The sequence below is a fragment of the Frankia sp. ACN1ag genome (assembly GCF_001414035.1).
Lineage (GTDB): Bacteria > Actinomycetota > Actinomycetes > Frankiales > Frankiaceae > Frankia > Frankia torreyi.
This window is the reverse complement of record NZ_LJPA01000013.1, coordinates 60,048-77,821: the sequence shown is the minus strand read 5'-3', so window position 1 is coordinate 77,821 and position 17,774 is coordinate 60,048. Positions and strand designations below refer to the sequence as shown.

The window sequence follows — 17,774 nt, the reverse complement described above, 5'->3', positions numbered from 1 at the left end:
CGGCTGCTCTCCGTCCACCCCCGGTGTCGTACCGTATCGACGGTAACCCCGGACAGCGCAAAGCCGGAACGAGCCAGTCGGAACTGTCACCGAACCCCAGGAGGCAGCTCGCGGCGAGCCGGGGCCGGAGCGTCCGCTCATCCTGAGATGAAGGTCAGGCCGGCGTCGCCAGATCCCCGGAGTCGCCAGATCCCCGGAGAGGGTGCGGTCCCGCGGCGGCGAGCGGGGCGCTCTGGCTAGCGGCCGGCTGCGGCGCCGGTGACGGCCCGCCAGTCCTCGAAGCGGGTCCGGGCGAGCAGGGCGTCCGGCCCGGGGAGCAGGGTGTGCTCGTCCAGGCGGGCGCCGAAGTAGCGGGCCTGCGGGTCGGTCACCACCGGACGGGGGTCGCCGCGGCCGGCGAGGTGCTGGCGGACGAGCTCGTCGAGGCGGAACCGCTGCGGGCCGGCGACCTCGACGGTGCCGTCCACCGGCGCGCCGGCCGCGGTGACGCCGACCGCCGCGGCGACGTCGTCGGCGGCGATCGGCTGGAACGGCGCCGGCGCCAGGCGGACCGTGCCGCCGACGGTGGCGGCGTCGGCGATACCGCCGACGAACTCGAAGAACTGCGTCGCCTGGATGATCGAGTACGGCAGGCTCCCCTGCCCGATCAGCTCCTCCTGGGCGATCTTGGCCCGGAAGTAGCCGCTCTCGGCCAGCCGCCGGGTGCCCACCACCGACAGCGCGACCAGGTGCCCGACGCCGGCGGCGGTCGCGGCGGCGAGGATGTTCGCCGTCGACGTCCGGAAGAACTCCAGCACGGCCTGATCGTCGAACGACGGCGAGTTGGACACGTCGACGACGACGTCGGCGCCGGTGAGCGCCTCGGCGAGCCCGTCGCCGGTCAGGGTGTCGACGCCGGAGCTCGGCGAGGCGACGACCGCGGTGTGCCCGTGCCCGATCAGCCGGCGCACGAGCTTCGCGCCGATGAGGCCTGTCCCGCCGATGACGACGATCTGCACGGTGTCTCCCCTTCGGGTTCGGGCGGGAGGGACGACCCGCCACGCGGGTGAGGACGAGGCGGCCCGCCGATCCGTGACACGCGGCGACGGCCCCGACACTACTCACCAGTGTGCAACACGCAGCGTGTTCCGGTCGCGACTCGACGCACGGAGAGTTGGGGCACGGAGGCTTGGGGCACGGGCGGCTTGGGGCGGCGAGGCGCCGCGATCATGGTTCGCGACGGGGAAACATGTCGGGTGGGTCGGGGACGGGGGGCAGCGTGATCGTGACGAGGGCGCCGCCGCCCGGGTCGTTGGCCGCCTCGACGGTGCCGCCGTGGGCGGCGGCAATCGCCGCGACGATCGACAGGCCGAGCCCGGCGCCGCCGTCGTCGCGGCCGCGGGCGGCGTCCGCCCGGCGGAACCGCTCGAACGCGTGGGGCAGGAAAGCGGCGGGAAATCCCGCGCCGTGATCGCGAACCTGCACCACGACCACGCCGGGCACGCCGTCGGCGCGCCCCGGCGCACGGTGCCCCCGCAGTTCGACGGCGCTGCCGGGCGGGGCATGGCGCACCCCGTTGGCGAGCAGGTTGTCGACGGCCTGGCGCAGCAGGTCCGGGTCGCCGAACACGGTCAGCGGCCGGTCGCCGGCGGGCACCGTGACGTCGAGGCGCAGCCCGCGCGAGGCCGCGTAGCCGGCGGCGGCGCGCGCGGCGCGGTCGAGCAGCTCGTCGAGGGCGAGCGGCCCGCGCCGGACGTGGCCGCCGTCCATCCGGGCCAGGGTGAGCAGCGATTCGGCGAGGCGGATCAGCCGGTCGGTCTCCTCGGCGGCGGTGTGGATCGCCTCCCGTAGCTGCTCGGCCGAGCGTCCCGGGCGGTCGGCCAGCTCCAGCTCGGCGCGCAGCACGGTCAGCGGGGTGCGCAGCTCGTGACCCGCGTCGGCGACGAAGGCGCGGTCGCGGGCGCGGGCGGCGTGCAACCGGGCCAGCAGGTCGTTCATGGTGCGGGCCAGGGCGGCGATCTCGTCGCGGGTGGCCGGCACCGCCAACTGGAACCCGTCGCCGGCCGTCCCGAGGTCGGAGGCGGCCATCTCGGCGGCCTGGCGGCGCATCCGGTCCACCGGGCGCAGCGCGGCGCCGGACAGCAGCCAGGCGGCAAGCCCGGACAGCGCGATCAGCGGCGCGGTCGCCGTGACCATCACGTTGCGGACCCGGTCCTCGGCGCGGTCGGTGAGGTGGGTCGGGGTGCCGACGACGGCGACGAGCGGGCTCCCGCCGGCCGCGGCGCGCACCGGCACGGCGTACAGGCGCGCCTGGCCGGCGGGCAGGGCCCGGTCGTCGGCGTCGCTGGCGATCCAGACCGGGTGGGACCGGGCCCGGGCCCGTTCGTCGACGGCGAGCAGGGGGGCCGTCCCGGCGTCCGCCGAGGAGGCCAGCGGCCGCCCCTCGGGGGTGAGGACCTGGGCGATGGAGCCGGCCCCGGTGAGCAGGGCTGCTGGATCCCCGCGGCCGGGCACCGGCTCGCCGGCGGCGATCCGGTCGGCGAGGCGCGCGGTGAGCACGTCGGCCCGGGTCCGCAGATCCGTGTCGACGGCGTCGCGCAGGTTCGCCCGCAGCAGCAGGTAGAACAGCGTGCCGGCGAGCAGGAGCACCAGCGCGGTGCCGAGCGCGAACAGCAGGGTCAGCCGAACCCGCAGCGGCACGTCGGGCTACGTCCCGCCGCCGACGGCCGGCAGCGTCGACCCGGTCGGGCGCGGCTCGGTCGAGTGCGGCTCGGTCGAGTGCGGTTCGAGCGGGACGCACAGCCGGTAGCCGACCCCGCGGACCGTCTCGATGAGCGAGGGGGCCGGCGGCAGATCGATCTTGCGGCGCAGATAGCGGACGTACTGGTCGACGATGTTGGAGGTGGCGTCGAAGGCGTCGTCCCAGACGTGCTCGGTGATGTAGGTGCGGGTGAGTACCTGGTCGGGATGGCGTAGCAGCAGGTGCAACAGGGCGAACTCCTTGGCGGACAGGTCGACCGGCGCCCCGCCGCGCCAGACTCGGTGCCCGGCCGGGTCGAGTTCGACCGCGCCGGCGCGCAGCACGACGGGCCGGTGCACCGCGCCGCGGCGGACCAGCGCGCGCAGCCGTGCGGTGAGCTCGCCGAAGCTGAACGGCTTGGGCAGGTAGTCGTCGGCGCCGGCGTCCAGGCCGCGGATGCGGTCGTCGACGTCGACGCGCGCGGTGAGCATGAGCACGGGCGCCCAGCGGTGGTCGGCGCGCAGCCGGCGGCACACCTCGAAGCCGTCGATGCCGGGCAGCATCAGGTCCAGGACGATCGCGTCGTAGGCGATCTCGGTGGCCCGCCAGACGGCGTCGATCCCGTCGCCGACGACGTCGACGGCGTATCCCTCCTCGACGAGGCCCCGGCGCAGCACCGCGGCGGTGCGCACCTCGTCCTCCACGACCAGGACCCGCATGGACCGATGGTAGGACCCGCCGGATGTGACGGCGATGTGGACTCCGCCGGCTCGCCGATGACGGACTGGCCCGGCGGGACGGGCGGGTCAGCCGGGCCGGCCGGGCAGCCGGCCGGCGAGCAGGCCGATGCCGGCGGCGGCCGCGGCGAACAGGGCGAACAGGGGCGTCACCCAGTCGGTGCCGGCGCGCGACTGCAGCAGGCTCAGCAGGGCGACGCCCAGCGACGCGGCGAGCTGCACCGCCATGAAGATCGAGGTGGTGCCCTGCGGCTGCTCGACCGGCGGCAGCGTGCGGTACAGGCTGGCCACGGTCGGTGAGGCGGTGAGGCCGAAGCTCAGCCCGACGGCGACGAACAGCGCGCACGCGGCGGCGAGCGGGATGTGCTCGGCGGTCGCCGCGAAGGTGGCCAGCAGCACGGTGGTGGCGCCGGCGCCGGCACGTACGAGGGAGCGCGCGCCGAGGCGGTCGCTGATCCGCCCGCCGGTCGTCATCGACACGAGCAGCCCCAGCCCGAGGGCGCAGACCAGCAGCCCCTGGTCGAGGCCGTGCAGGCCGTGCTGGTCGAGGCCGACCACCGGCAGTGCCGTGGTCTGCCCGTACATGACCAGTCCGACCAGGCTCATCACGGCGATGCTCGCGGCGAATCCGGGCCGGCGCAGCAGCCGCAGGTCGAGGGCGGGGGTGGCGGTCGTGGTGAACGCGTGGCGGACGTAGGCGGCGAGCAGGACGATCCCCCCCGCCGCGGCGGCGAGGACCGGCCAGTCGCCGGGGTGCGCGCCGGCCCGGTTGACCGCGAACAGCACGCCGAGGTAACCCGCGGTGAGCAGGACCAGGCCGCGTAGGTCGGCGCCGGGGCGGGTCGGGGCGGGGTCGGGCCGGCGGGCGGGGACGTAGGCCAGGGTGGCGGCGCCGACCAGCAGCCCGAGCGGGAAGTTGACCGCGAACAGCCACTGCCAGTGGCCGGTCTCCAGCAGCAGACCACCGAGGATCGGGCCGGCCGCGGGCGCGACGTTGACGACCGTGGACATCACGCCGAGCGCCCGCCCCATCGACTCCCGGGTGGCCAGCGCCGCGGACAGGGTCATCGCGCTCGGTTCGAGCAGCCCGCCGCCGAATCCCTGGAGCACCCGGAAGCCGATGAGCATCCCCGGCGAGCGGGCCAGCGTGCACAGCAGCGAGCCGAGCAGGAACAGGCCGAGACCGGCGAGGAACACCGCGCGCCCGCCGAAGCGGGCGCTCGCCCAGCCCAGCAGCGGCAGCGCCGTCGCCGCGGCGAGCAGGTAGGCGATCGTCACCCACACGACGGTGGTCAGCGGGGCGGAGAAGGCGTCGGCCAGCGGGGCGAGGGCCACCGCGACGACGGTGCCGTCGAGCACGGCGAGCAGCGCCGCGCCGGCGAGCGCGACCAGGGCCGGGCCGGTGCGCACCCCCGACCCGGATGCCGGCGTCGGGCTGGCCGCGGGGACGGCTGCCGGGTCGGGCGCCGTGGCGGCGGGCTCCCCGGAGGCTTCCTTTACGCTCATGAGACCAGATTAAACTACACGGTTTAGTAAGGACAGGAGGGCCTACAGTAAGGACGGCAGCGGCGGCGCAGAGGTGAGGGTGGGGCCCGATGGCGGGACGGCAGCGCGGGATCGACAAGCGCCGGGCCATCCTCGACGCCGCAGCACCGATCTTCGGCACGCAGGGGTACGAGCGGGCGAGCGTGGACGCGATCGCCACCGCGGCCGGGGTGTCCAAGCCGACCATCTACAGCTACTTCGGCGGCAAGGAGAACCTGTTCCGCGAGTCGGTCGCCGACTCCGCCGTCGAGCAGAACGGTGACGCGCTGCGGGTGCTGCAGGCCCTGGACGTCTCCCCCGAGCGCTGGCAGGCGAGCCTGTTCGAGGTGGGCGTAGCGCTGGTGGAGTGCCAGCGCAGCACCTGCTCGATGTTCCTGTACCGCACGATCGCCGCCGAGTCGGTCCGCGATCCCGAGATCTACCGCACGGTGCGGGAGAAGGCCGGCGACCCGATCCTCGACGCGCTCACCGGACGCCTGGCGATGCTCGGCAACGCCGGGCTGCTGCAGGTCGCCGACCCGGCGCTCGCCGCCCGCCAGTTCTTCGCACTGATCAACGCGCAGATCCCCGAGCTGACCGAGAACGGCACCCGCCCGGCGGCGGACGACGTCGTGCGCCGCGCCGTGGAGGCCGGCGTGCGCACCTTCCTGCTCGCCCACGGCGTGCCCGACCCGCAGCCGCCGGCCGCCACGACGGTGCCCTAGTCCGCGTATGTGGTTGTGACCGTGGGGGCCTGTCGCGTTCCCTGATCCTCACCGTCGAGGTGTGCAGGTGAGGGCAAGATCGTGGAAGTCGAGGTCGTGCCCGGCAGCACGGCGCGGTTCCGCGGAACACCAGGCGTCCGACTCGGGACCGGTGCTCGCAGACGAAAGCGCCTTCGCGCCTGCCCGTGTCTNCCTGTGCCTGTCTGTGCACGGAATCGCGCCGAGGGCTTGTGCCACTTTTCAGCCCGAAAACCGTACCTAAGCCTCGGCACGATCTGGCCGCGTTCTGACCGGAAAAGCCAGAGGAGTGAGTCCGAAGCCGGGCGGGCAGGTCGCGGTGCGTTTTGCACGGTCTGAGCCCGGGGATCGTGCGCATCGCACCGCAATGCCGCCGCACTGGTAGCCGGCCCAACTGACAGGTCCCCGATCGCCGGGGTCCCAGCCGGGAGGTGCCGGGAGGTGCCGGGAACGCCCTGGGCCGGGCCGACCCCCATTTCGGGAGCCGGCCCGGCCCAGGGCTTGCCGGCCGGGGCCGGCTAGCGTCGGGTCCCGCGGACGGGACCCGACGGGGTCACTTCGCGCCGGCGGTCAGGATCTTCTGGCCGTCGTAGGACGTGCCGGTGGCGAGGAAGGTCTTCTTCGTCGAGTCCCAGCGCTGGCCCAGCAGGGTGTTGTTGAACAGCCGGGTCAGGCCGGGGACCGGGTTGGTCTTGGTGAAGTCCAACGGCGGGACGAGCTGCAGGTCCAGGCCCTTGGTCTGGTTGAGCTGCGCCAGCAGGGACTTGGCGGTGAGGTCACCGGTGACCTTCTTGCCGACCTGTTCGACGATCTGGACCGCCAGCCAGCCGCCGATGGTGGAGGTGGAGTGGCGCAGGTTCTTCGCCGCGTCCTTGTCGCCGGCGGCGAAGTCCGCGTCGAGCTCGGACTGCAGCCGGGTCAGCTCCGGGTATTTCGCGCTCTGGTTGAACAGCGGGAAGGCGCCGACGGCGTAGAAGTTCTTCGCCGCGGGCCCGAGCTTGACCAGGTTCGCGTCCGAGATGGTGCCCGCGGCGTTGCAGTAGTTCAGCTTGTCCCCGCCGGCCTGGATGAGGCCGATCGCGCTGGCCTCGGCCAGGCCCATCGTGACGCCCTGCGCGCCGGCGTCGGTGATCCGGGCCGCGACCGGAGCGTAGTCGCTCGTCGTCACCGGCACCTTGATCTCCTGGGTGCCGACCCCGGCGGACTTGCCGCCGAGCCCGGCCAGCGCCCCGAGGCGGGAGGCCGCGGCGATGTCGTAGTTGACGACCCCCATCTTGCTGATCTTGGCAGTGTTCTTGAGCAGCGGCGCGCAGACGGCCTCGTAGTACGTCGACGCCGGCTGGTAGACGAAGCTGATCTTCGAGGTGAGGTCCGAGCCGTCGCCGGCGATGCCCGAGCTGCCGATGCTGGGGATTCCGGCCTTCTCCAGGATGGCGTTGATGCCGCCCGCGGTGCTGAAGGCGGAGACGACGGCGAGGTACTTGCCGCTCACCGCCTTCTGGGCGCAGGCCTCGCCCGCCGCCTGGTCGTTCTTCGAGTCGCACACGTCGATCTGCACGGGATGGCCGTTGATGCCGCCGCGCTTGTTCAGCGCGCGCACGGCGGCCTTCGCCGCTCCGGCCTGCTCCGGGAAGTTCGTCGTCGGCGTCGTCAGCGGCACGATGGACAGCAGCTTCACCGGGCTGGCCTTCGGGCCGTCCGTGGCCGGCGACGACTCCCCCGTCGTTCCGGACGAACCACACGCGGCCAGGGCCAGCGTGGCCCCCACCGCCAGCGCCGCCATCGCGCTTCTGGACCGCATCGTCTTCCTCATCATCTCTCGCCCGAACCCACTCTCAACTCGCCGCCGTTCCTCCACCCGACCGCCACCGTCCCGCCGGCCGGCCCCCCGCGGGGCCGGCCGGCCGCCGCGGCCGGGACGCTCTACATCCCGCCGGGACGCTCTACACCCCGTCGAGCAGCACGGCCCGCTCCGGGCAGGCCTCCGCCGCCCGCCGGGCCAGTTCCACCCGGTCGGCCGGCACGTCCGCAACGGTCACCTCGCCGTAGCCGCTGTCGTCGTCGGTGAACAGCTCCGGGGCGAGGTCGTAACACCGCCCGTGCCCCTGGCAGCGGGCGGTGTCGATCGTGAGCCTCATGCCTGCCCCGCATCCGTCGGCCAGGTCAGCGCCAGCGAGTCCAGGCCGCGCAGCGTGTGGCCGTTCCAGGTGATGCTCGCCCCCGGCGCCAGGGAGTACTCGGGGATGAGTCGGTGCCACTCGCGCAGCACGGTGCGCAGCTCCATCCGGGCCAGGTGGGAGCCCAGGCAGCGGTGCGGCCCGCCGCCGAAGGCCAGGTGCCGCTTGTCGGCGCGGTCGAGGTCGACGACGCCGGCCCGCGGGTCCGCGTCCGGGTCGAGGTTGCCCGAGGCCAGCATCACGTGGACCATCTCGCCCTTCTTGATCGGGCAGCCGGCGATCTCGGTGTCGCGGGTGGTGATCCGCGGGACGGCTATCACCGGGGTCTCCCAGCGCAGCAGCTCCTCGACGACGGTCGGGATCTTCTCCGGGTCGGCGACGATCGCGCGCCGCGCCTCGGGATGCTCCAGCAGGTAGGCAAGAATGCAGGTGAGGCTGATGGTGACGGTGTCCAGCCCGGCCATCATGAGCATGAAGCAGATCCCGAGCAGCTCCGGCTCGGTCAGCGGCCGGCCCTCGATCTCAGCCTTGAGCAGCTCGGTGATGAGATCGTCCCGGGGCTCGGCGCGCCGCTGCGCGAGGACCGTCCCGAACAGGGTGAACGCCTGCGTGCCGGCCTCGGTCTGGATCCGCACCCTCTCGTCGGGGTCGTCGGTGAGCGACTCCGGACGGATGATCGCGTCCTTCATGTGCAGCAGGGCCGGCAGCTCGGACTGCGGCAGCCCGAACAGGGTGAGGAACACCGAGCAGGGCAGCGGGACGGCGAGGTCGGTGGCGAAGTCGCAGGCGCCGCGGTCGAGGAAGCTCTCGATCGTGGCGACCGTGTTCGCCACGACCTCGGCCTCCAGCACGGCCATCCGCCGCGGAGAGAACAGCGGGTCGAGGATGCGCCGGTACTTGGCGTGGTCGGGCGGGTCGACGCCCATCGGGATGGCGGGCAGCGGGCTGCTCATCAGTTCGGGGATGAGGTTGGAGAACACCTCGGGATTGCGCAGGACCTCGTCGATGTCGGACCGGCGCAGGATCTGGATCCAGCCATCGTGTCCCTCGTCGTAGTCCACCGGGCACTTCTCCCGCAGCCGGGAGAAGTAGGCCCGCGGGTCCTCGGCGCGCTGGCGTTCGAACTCGACCCAGTCCAGCGTCGCGGCTCGCAGGCCGTGGCCGCCGTCGGCGGGCGCCGCCGCGCCCGCGGTGTCGTCTGGCATATGCGTGTTCCTCCAGGATCGGTGAGACGTTCCGTCCGGGGCACGGACGGGGGCGGTCAGGCGGTCAGGTGAGATAGCCCTGTTCGACGAGCGCCGGGTCCGCGCGGGCCTGGGCGGCCGGTCCCGACCAGCGAACCCGCCCGCGGCTGAGCACCACGGCCCGGTCCGCGACGCGCAGCGCCGCGCGGACGTGTTGCTCGACGAGCAGCACGGCGAGCCCGTCGTCGGCGGCGGCGCGGATGGCGCCCAGCAGACGGGCCACCACCTGCGGCGCGAGGCCGAGCGAGAGCTCGTCGGCGAGCAGCGCCACCGGCCGGCGGGCCAGCACCCGGGCCAGGGTGAGCAACTGCTGCTGGCCGCCGGAGAGCAGACCGGCACGGCGGTCGAGATGCTCGGTGAGCTCGGGGAAGTCGGCCAGCGCGGCCAACGGATCCACGCCGCCGATGCGCAGGTTCTGGCGGACGGTCAGCGACGGGGTGACGGCCCGTTCCTCGAGCACCACGCCGAGGCCCTGCCGGGCCCGCCGGTGCAGCGGCGCCGTGGTCGCCTCCCCCTGCCAGGTGACGATCCCCTCGTCGGGGGTCAGGGCGCCGGCCAGCGCCATCAGCGTGGTGGTCTTGCCGGCGCCGTTCGGCCCGAGCAACGCCACCACCTCCCCGCGGGCCACCTCGAGGTCGAGACCGACCACGACAGGCCCGGCGCCGTACCCGACGGCAAGCTGGCGGCATCCGACGACGCTCACCTGGCACCTCCAGCCACGGGCGGCGCCGCCGCCGCCTCACCGACCGGCGCGGCCAGCGCCGCACCGTCCTTCCCGTCCCCGACCGCCGCGTCGCCGGCCGAGCCGTTCTCGTCGCCGGCCGTCTGCTCCGGTCCGGCACCATCGCCGGCCGTCTGGTCGGGTCCGGCACCATCGCCGGCCGTCTGCTCCGGTGCGCTGGCCTGGGCCACGACGATCTCCTCCTCGGTACCGCCGGCGCCCACTCCGTCCGCGGCGGCCCCCTCGCCCTGCGCGGCGGCCTCATCCACGGGGACCGCCTCATCCGCGAGGACAGCCTCGTCCGCGACGGCAGGAGTCTCCGCGACCGCAGGCTCGTTCGCCGCGACAGCCTCAGCCGCCACCGCCGGCGGCTCCTCGACGACAGGCTCGTCCGCCGGCGCCGACGACTCCTCGACCACCGGCTCGACCGCCGGCGCCGACGACTCCGCTGCGGCAGCCTGATCCACCGCCGCCGGCGGATCATCAGCCGGGGCGGTCTCGGTGGCGCTGCCCGCCTGGTCGTCGGCGGCGCCGTCCGCGGTCGGCTCGTCGGGGCGGCCGAGGTAGGCGGCGATGACGGCGGGATCGGCCTGGATGTCCGCCGGCGCGCCCTCGGCGATCCTGCGGCCGAACTCGAGGACCACCAGGCGGTCGCAGACTCCCATGACGAACGGCATGTCGTGCTCGATGAGCAGGACGGCGATTCCCCACTCGTCCGCCAGGCGGCGTACGAGGGCGGCGAGCTCGGCGCTCTCGTGCTCGTCCAGACCGGCCGCCGGCTCGTCGAGCAGCAGCACGGACGGCGCGGTCGCGACGGCGCGGGCGATCGCCACCAGCCGGCGGCGCCCGTAGGACAGCGCCGACACCTGGGTGTCCAGCGCGTCGGCCAGGCCGAACTCGCGGACCGCGGCCTGGGCGGGTGCACTCAGCGGGCGGTTGCCCGGCCAGACCAGGCCGGTGATGTAGGCGGCGAGGTCGCGCGGGTCGCTGGCGGCGCGCAGGTTCTCCGCGACGGTGAGGTCCTCGAACAGTTCGAGGTTCTGGAACGACCGGCTCACCCCTGCCCGCACCCGGCGATGCGCCCGTAGCCCGTCCAGGCTGGTGTCGCCCACCCGGACCGTGCCCGCCGCCGTCGCCGCGTACCCGGTGATGGCGTCGACGATCGTCGTCTTGCCTGCGCCGTTGGGCCCGATGAGCCCGACGACGGTGCCCGGCGCCACCTCGAACCCGACGCTGTCCACGGCGACGACGCCGCCCCAGCGCACCGTGATGCCCTCGACGGTCAGCGTCGCCGGCCGCACCCGCAACACCTCTCGCGTGGCCTCGGCTTCCGGCGGCGGGGCCACGTCCGCGGCGGCCGGGACGACGGCCCCGGTCGTCACAGCCTCGGTCGTCACAGCTCCGGTCGTCACAGCTCCGGTCGTCACAGCCTCGGTCGGCGCCTCGACGACGGTGACCGGCGCCGGGGCAGGGCCGGCGAACGCGGTGTCGGGGCGGCCCAGCCGAGCGGCGACGGGGGCGGGCAGCGGCAGACGGGCCCGGCCGGCCAGGCCGCCGGCGAGCCCCGTGCCCCCGGAACGGATCAGCACCAGCAGCAGGATGATCCCGCCGATCAGCGGCAGGTAGCGGTCGATCTCGCGCAGCCAGTCGGTGAGCCGGTCGCCGAACAGTACGCCCAGCACCGCGAGGACGACCAGGGCGCCGGCCGGCAGCCAGCGCGCCCACCGGGCCGCGCCGGCGCGCCGGGACCGGTCGACCTGGCCGCGGGCGAGCCCGCCGAGCCCGTACCCGAACAGGCCGGCGAGCACGGCGCCGACGGTGCGCGGCAGCGCGGTGGAGCCGCCGAAGCGGTCGGACAGCCAGCCGGCGAGCTGCTGACCGAGGGTGCCCGGCGCGAGCAGGGCGCCGATCCCGGCGCCGCTGATGTAGCCGACGCCGCCGACGACGGCGTAGGCGACGACGAGGATGCCGGTGAACGGCAGGAAGTTCCCGTCGTCATAGCTGATGTTGCGGTTGGCGAAGGCGAGCAGCACCCCCCCGAGCCCGGCGATGGCCGCGGACAGCGCGAAGGCGTAGATCTTCGCCGCGAACACGCTGATGCCCAGCGACGCCGCCGCCCGTTCGTTGGTGCGCACCGCGATGAGCCGCCGCCCGGCCCGGCCGCGGCGCACCGCGGACACCGCGAGCCCCGCGAGCAGCAGCAGGATCAGCGCCAGGGTGGCGTAGGCGCGCGGATCGTCGGTGCGGTCGACCGGGATGCCGAGGAAGTGCAGCGGGGCGTCGGCGGTGGCGACGACGGTGCCCTGCTGGTCGAGCACGTCCCCGAAGATCGAGGAGCTCTGGCCGTCCGCGGGAGGTGAGGAGTAGCCGCGCTGGAACAGGATCGCGCTGACGGTGACACCGAGGCCCAGAGTGACCACGGCGAGCTGCAGGCCGCGGGTGCGCAGCGCCGGCAGGGCGAACAGCACGCCGACGGCGGTGGTGGCCAGCACGCCGATCACCAGGGCGGCGGCGAACGGCCAGCCCTCGGCCGCCACCAGGCGCCCCGCGACCAGCGCGGCGATCCCGGCCAGCGCGCTCTGGGCCAGCGAGAGCTGGCCGGCGTAGCCGACGAGGACCACCAGCGACAGCAGGATCAGCGCGTACCCGGCCTGGAGGGCGACCGCGTTGACCCACGGATCGGGCAGCACCAGCCAGACGAGCGCCACCAGCAGGGCGAACCCGCCGACCAGCACCGGGAGGTTGATCGCTCCGGAGCCGAGCGGCGGGCGGTCCTCGGCCTGGTGGGCGCGGTCGGGAATGTTGCTGCCCCGCACGACGAGCAGCACGATGATGACGACGACCGGCAGGGCGCTGTCGAGGCCCTGCGCCCAGTCGTGCGGGCCGGTCAGGTGCACCTGGAGCTGGAGTTCGACCAGCGCCAGCAGCAGCCCGCCGACGAGCGCGAGCGGGAACGAGCGGAACCCGGCGGCGAGCGCCACCGCCAGCGCGGGAACGACCAGCAGGACCAGGCTCGTCGACGACAGCGGGTTCTGCAGCGGGGCGAGCAGGACACCGGCGAGGCCGGCGAGCACCCCGCCACCGAACCAGCAGGCCCCGGCGACCGCGTCGGCCGACCAGCCGAGCGTCGCCGCCGCGGCCGGCCCCTCGGCGACGGCGGTGGTGACCGCCCCGGCGGTGGTGTACCGGAAGAACGCCCACAGCGCCGCGACTAGGGCGATGACGACACCGAGGCGGACGAAGACGTGCACCCCGACGGGCTTGCCGAACACCTCGACGACGGACTGCGGCAGGAACGACGGCACCGAGCGGCTCTGCCCGCCGAAGGCCAGCACCACCGCGGCCTGCAGGACGATGAGCAGGCCCAGGGTGGCAACGACCCGGTTGAGCGGCGCGGCATGGCGCATCGGCCGCAGCACGGCCACGTGAAACAGCAGCGCGACCGCCCCGGTGAGCACGACGACGACGGCAGCGGCAAGCGCGGTCGGCAGCCCCCACCCGTCACCGGCCTCGTGGAACAGATAGGCCGCGAACATCACCAGCGCGCCCTGCCCGAGGTTCAGCACTCCCGAACCCCGGTGGATCAGCAGCAGACCCGCCGCCACAAAGGCATACAGTGCGCCGGCCCCAAGACTGATGACGGCGTATCCGAGAAAGCTGCCCACAGCATCACCCCAGTCCGAACTCTAGCGAGTTCGATCCTCACCGAGAACCGGTCGGATAGTTCTCGACACCGCCGGTCGTCACTGTGACGCCTGCGCTCCCGCCAGACCACACCATCCGGATCGGATGGCCGGCCCATATCTTCGCCTACGCCCCGCCGTAATGTCCTTCTATCACATCAACGCGCGGGCCCGACTTCCCTCATCACTGGCCGGTGTCGAAGCGTTGGCCACAGAGTGGCTGTGGGGTCACGACCTCGAAATGGTCACCGCTTCCGGCGACCCGGACGAAGTCGAAGCACGGATCGAGCTGGCCCTGATCGGTGGCGTAATTGATCTTATTGACCAGCATCCCGTCGGCATCGTAGTCGGTCACCCCACGCAGGCCCTTCATGTAGGACTCGCGGGTAGGACAGCCGTGCTGAGTCTTCAGTCCACGGATAAACAGGTCCGCGCTCAGCCAGCCGATGATGGTGCTCTGCTGGCCGGGCGGGGAGACCTCCGGGGAGTAGTCCGCCATCGCCTGCAGGAACCGGCGCTGGACCGGCCGGTTGCGCTCCAACGCGGCGTAGGAGAGCGACGCGTAGGTGCCGGCGAGCTGCCGCCCGTAGGGGGCGAGCAGGCGCGGGTCATAACTGACGGCGGACACGGCGACCTTGAACGGGTGCCCGGCGCCGACGGCGGCGTCCAGGACACCGGTGTAGAGGTCGAGCGGCGCCGCGGCGATGATCGTGTCGGCCCCGGAGGAGATGATCTTGCGGGCGACGTCGGCGGCGTTGGTGCCGTCGACGTCCTGGGTGACCGCGTCGATGCCCGCGTGCTGCAGGCTCTTCGTCACTCCGTCCGCGTAGAGCTTGGCGGTCTCGCTGAGGAAGCTGACGACCACCGCGGCCTTGGTGCCGCCCTGCTGGCGGACGAAGTCGCCGATCGTCGTCGTGCTCTGGCCCGTCTGGCTCGTCAGGGTGACGGTGAAGGTGTTGCGGTGCGCCGCCCAGCCGGGCTGGTCGGCGGCGCCGATCACCGGCACGCCCGCCTTGTCGAGGTAGGCGACGGACTGCTGGGACACCGCGGTGTACTGGACGACGGCGAAAGCGTTCTGGGCGACCAGCTCGCGGGCGCCCTGCAGGTTGCCGCGGGGGTCGGACTGGTCGTCCTGCCAGGCATAGTCGATCTTCCGGCCGTCGACGCCGCCGGCCGCGTTCTCGGCGCTGAAGCGGGCGTTCACGCCGGCCCGGAAGCCGGTGAACTGCGCCGCCATCACGCCGGTGTCCGGATAGAGCAGACCCACCTTGATCGCACTGTCGGTCACGCCCGGAGCGCACGAGCCGGACGCGGACCTTCCGCTGTCCGACGAGTCCCCGGAACTACAGGCCGCCAGCATTGTCACCGCAGCGATCGCCGCCACGCCCAGCCTCGTGCGCCACACCCGTCGAATCCGCCTCTCGATCGCGCCGAGGTTTCCCGAGCCCGTGGCCGACCCCTCTGCGCTGATGAATTTCCGATCCCGGCCGCACGTGCGCGATCGGGGTCGGCGAGCGAACTCGCCGCGAGAACCGCCACCGCCGCGTAGCGCATCAACGTCTACCAGATCAGTGCGGACGACTTGTTCACCGCAGCACAGCAGTCAGTACAGGTCCCATCCTCCGACATCTTCACTGAAGATCACCGAACTTCGTCGGCGAAAACCTACCAGGGGGGAGCCACGCCGGAGCCAGCCGGGGGGTGCTCTCCGCTTCCCATCCGCGCCCTTAGGCATCGCCTCAGGAAATTTGCAACGGGCTCCACCCAGCCTTCTCCGTCGGGGGTCAGCGACGCTCACCCGAGCGTCGGCACGGGGCCACCCGCCACCCGACTACGCTCACGGTCTGTAGACGATGAATATTGTGCTGTATACGAACCCTTGGGACGGACAACTTCCGGCGCATCAGGGACGACGATCCGCACCGGCCGATCCGGCCCGGGGTTCGCCGGCACTCCACCAGGCCTCGGATGCCGGCTGGACGGCGGCACTCAGGCCCGCAACCTGGGGCGATCCGCCGGCAAAGTGATCCAGATCGCAGGAGTACCGGAGTACCGGCCCTCCACCGCACTGGACCGCGACCGCGTCGCCCCGGAACATCGCGCCGAAAGAGCCGCGGACCCCGCCGCCGCGAACACCTTCGACGGACCGGTCCCGAAACCCGCGCCAGCGTATCCGAGAAAGCTGTCCGTGACCTCAACCCAGCCGAATCTCCGGCGGGTTCGATCCTCACGGGCACCGGGCCGAAAAGTCTCCTCGATCCCGCCGGCGGGGGCGTTGCAGCCACCAATCCGCAACACCGAGAAATCCATCTCAGATTGTCCCGGAGTTGGGATGGAGGAGTGCTCTCGGCATCGGCATCGGCATCGGCAGGGCGCGGCGCACCGGCGGCCTCATCGATCCGTCTCGATGCGCTCCCCACAGAGGGGCTGCGGGCTGACGACCTCGAAATGGTCGCCGCTGTTCGCAACCCGGACGAAGTCATAGCAGAGGTCGAGCTTACCCCGGTCTGTTCCAAAATTGATCTTGTTGACCATCATTCCGTCAGCGTCGTAGTCGCTCACCGCCCGCAGGCCCTTGATGTAGGAGTCGCGGGTGGGGCAGCCCTGCTGGGTTTTCAGGCCACGGATGAACAGGTCCGCGCTCAACCAGCCGTCGATGGCACTCTGCTGGCCCGGCGGGGAGACCTCCGGCGAGTAGGTGGCCATCGCCTGGAGGAACTGGCGCTGGACCGGCCGGTCGCGTTCGAGAGCCGCGAAGGAGAGTTGGGCGTAGCTGCCGGCGAGCTGGTGGCCGTAGGGGGCGAGCAGGCGCGGGTCGTAGCTGACGACGGAGACGGCGACCTTGAACGGGTGTCCGGCGCTGACCGCGGCGGCCAGGACGCCGGTGTAGAGGTCGAGCGGGGCCGCGGCGATGATGGTGTCGGCACCCGAGGCGATGATCTTCTGTGCGACGTCCGCGGTGTTGGTGGAGTCGACATCCTGGGTGACGACGCCGATGCCGGCGTGACGCAGGCTGGCGCTGACGCCGTCGGCGTAGAGCTTGGCCGTCTGGCTGAGGAAGCTGATGGCCAGCGCCGCCCTGGTGCCGCCCTGCTGCCGGACGAAGTCGCCGAGGGTCGTGGTGCTCTGGCCGTTCTGGCTGGCGAAGGTGACGCTGAAGGTGTTCTGGTGCTGGCCCCAGCCGGGCTGGTCGGCCACCCCGACCACGGGCACGCCCGCGGTGTCGAGGTAGTCGATGGACTGCTGGGAGGCGGCGGAGTACTGGACGACGGCGAAGGCGTTCTGCGCGACCAGCTCGCAGGCGCCCTGCAGGTTGCCGCGGGGGTCGGACTGGTCGTCCTGCCAGGCATAGTCGATCTTCCGGCTGCCGACGCCGCCGGCGGCGGCGTTCTCCGCACCGAATCGCGCGGTCACGCCGGCCCGGAAGCCGGTGAACTGCGCCGCCATCACACCGGTGTCCGGATAGAGCAGACCCACCTTGACCGAGTCGTCGGTGACGCCGGGGGCGCAGGTGCCGGTCGCGCTATTCGTGCCGCCCGACGAGTCACCGGAACTACAGGCAGCCAGCATGAGTGCGGCGATCGCCGCCCCGGTGAATCTCGTCCGCCACACCTGCATAAGCCACCTCTCGACCGCGCCGAGGTCTACCCGTGCCGGCATCTGGACCGCTGCGCGCCAACGCCTCCTCCGCTCTCACCGGCAGATCCGGGATTATGTGCGGCCGGCTGCCTGCACCCCGCAGACCGCCGTTACCCGGTGGCGCATAAACACAAAGGATCAGTGCGGACGATCCGCATTGACAACGCTGCGGTCAGGACGGGGCCGATCCCCCCGCGCCTTCACCGAAGAGCACCTCTCCGCTGGCGGAAACCTACCAGGGCCGAGCTGTCGCGGAGCCAACCGGGGGGTTCTTTCCACTTCGGCTGCGAGCCCCTCCGGTCGGCCGCGAACGCATTCACGCGGCCCTGCTCGCGTGCTGCCACACGGAGTGCTACCGCCACTCGTTCCGACCGGGCTCCGTGTTAGCGGTGCGCGCAGGACCGGTAGCCGATCCGTATCTCAAATATCACCAGCAACACAATGACGGGCGTGCCGTGAACCACCGCCCCTCGGGACGGGAGCGGCCGAGCTGGGCGCCACCGGTCATCCCGCCCGCGGACCGGACGGCGATCGGCGGGGCCGTACCGTGCACAGATCCACGCCGGCAGTGAGCGAAGTCATAGTCG

Annotated in this window: 12 protein-coding genes; 1 reads left to right on the top strand and 11 read right to left on the bottom strand. The window is 72.8% G+C overall.

Annotation, left to right across the window (positions count from 1 at the left end):
* Window positions 1-236 precede the first annotated feature (236 nt).
* The 4 genes from UK82_RS13720 to UK82_RS13705 all read right to left on the bottom strand — a co-directional run bounded on the left by UK82_RS13720 (window position 237) and on the right by UK82_RS13705 (window position 4,962).
* Entirely contained in the window at window positions 237-998 is a 762-nt protein-coding gene (locus tag UK82_RS13720; protein WP_044883102.1) for an SDR family oxidoreductase, read from the bottom strand.
* Window positions 999-1,206: 208 nt separating this feature from the next.
* The gene (locus tag UK82_RS13715; RefSeq protein WP_044883101.1) at window positions 1,207-2,679 is read right to left on the bottom strand and encodes a cell wall metabolism sensor histidine kinase WalK; all 1,473 of its coding nucleotides are present in this window, start codon (window positions 2,677-2,679) and stop codon (window positions 1,207-1,209) included.
* A 6-nt stretch (window positions 2,680-2,685) separates the two neighbouring features.
* Window positions 2,686-3,438 carry a response regulator transcription factor gene (locus UK82_RS13710; protein WP_236705902.1) on the bottom strand — a complete coding sequence of 251 codons (753 nt, stop codon included), beginning with the start codon at window positions 3,436-3,438 and terminating at the stop codon, window positions 2,686-2,688.
* An 87-nt stretch (window positions 3,439-3,525) separates the two neighbouring features.
* A complete protein-coding gene (locus tag UK82_RS13705; protein ID WP_236705901.1) occupies window positions 3,526-4,962 on the bottom strand; it encodes an MFS transporter in 1,437 nt (478 codons plus the stop codon).
* A gap of 89 nt (window positions 4,963-5,051) precedes the next feature.
* Here UK82_RS13705 and UK82_RS13700 point away from each other — a divergent pair, with 89 nt between their 5' ends.
* Entirely contained in the window at window positions 5,052-5,705 is a 654-nt protein-coding gene (locus tag UK82_RS13700; protein WP_044883099.1) for a TetR/AcrR family transcriptional regulator, read from the top strand.
* A gap of 571 nt (window positions 5,706-6,276) precedes the next feature.
* Here the strand turns inward: UK82_RS13700 and UK82_RS13695 are convergent.
* From UK82_RS13695 to UK82_RS13665, 7 genes are all read right to left on the bottom strand, one after another.
* A complete protein-coding gene (locus UK82_RS13695) occupies window positions 6,277-7,524 on the bottom strand; it encodes an ABC transporter substrate-binding protein (protein ID WP_082121612.1) in 1,248 nt (415 codons plus the stop codon).
* 142 nt (window positions 7,525-7,666) lie between these two features.
* The gene (locus tag UK82_RS13690) at window positions 7,667-7,861 is read right to left on the bottom strand and encodes a ferredoxin (RefSeq protein ID WP_011604962.1); all 195 of its coding nucleotides are present in this window, start codon (window positions 7,859-7,861) and stop codon (window positions 7,667-7,669) included.
* Window positions 7,858-9,105 (bottom strand): cytochrome P450, encoded by a 1,248-nt coding sequence (locus UK82_RS13685; RefSeq protein WP_044883098.1) that lies wholly within the window; start codon window positions 9,103-9,105, stop codon window positions 7,858-7,860. Before UK82_RS13685 ends, UK82_RS13690 begins: the two co-directional genes overlap by 4 nt.
* 64 nt (window positions 9,106-9,169) lie before the next feature.
* The gene (locus UK82_RS13680; RefSeq protein ID WP_055407542.1) at window positions 9,170-9,847 is read right to left on the bottom strand and encodes an ABC transporter ATP-binding protein; all 678 of its coding nucleotides are present in this window, start codon (window positions 9,845-9,847) and stop codon (window positions 9,170-9,172) included.
* Complete coding sequence (locus UK82_RS13675; protein ID WP_055407541.1) at window positions 9,844-13,530, bottom strand: ABC transporter permease subunit; 3,687 nt, start codon at window positions 13,528-13,530, stop codon at window positions 9,844-9,846. Before UK82_RS13675 ends, UK82_RS13680 begins: the two co-directional genes overlap by 4 nt.
* A gap of 202 nt (window positions 13,531-13,732) precedes the next feature.
* A complete protein-coding gene (locus UK82_RS13670) occupies window positions 13,733-14,836 on the bottom strand; it encodes an ABC transporter substrate-binding protein (protein ID WP_055407539.1) in 1,104 nt (367 codons plus the stop codon).
* Window positions 14,837-15,939: 1,103 nt separating this feature from the next.
* Window positions 15,940-17,166, bottom strand: coding sequence for an ABC transporter substrate-binding protein (locus UK82_RS13665; RefSeq protein WP_055407537.1), 1,227 nt, complete (start codon window positions 17,164-17,166; stop codon window positions 15,940-15,942).
* Window positions 17,167-17,774: the final 608 nt, after the last annotated feature.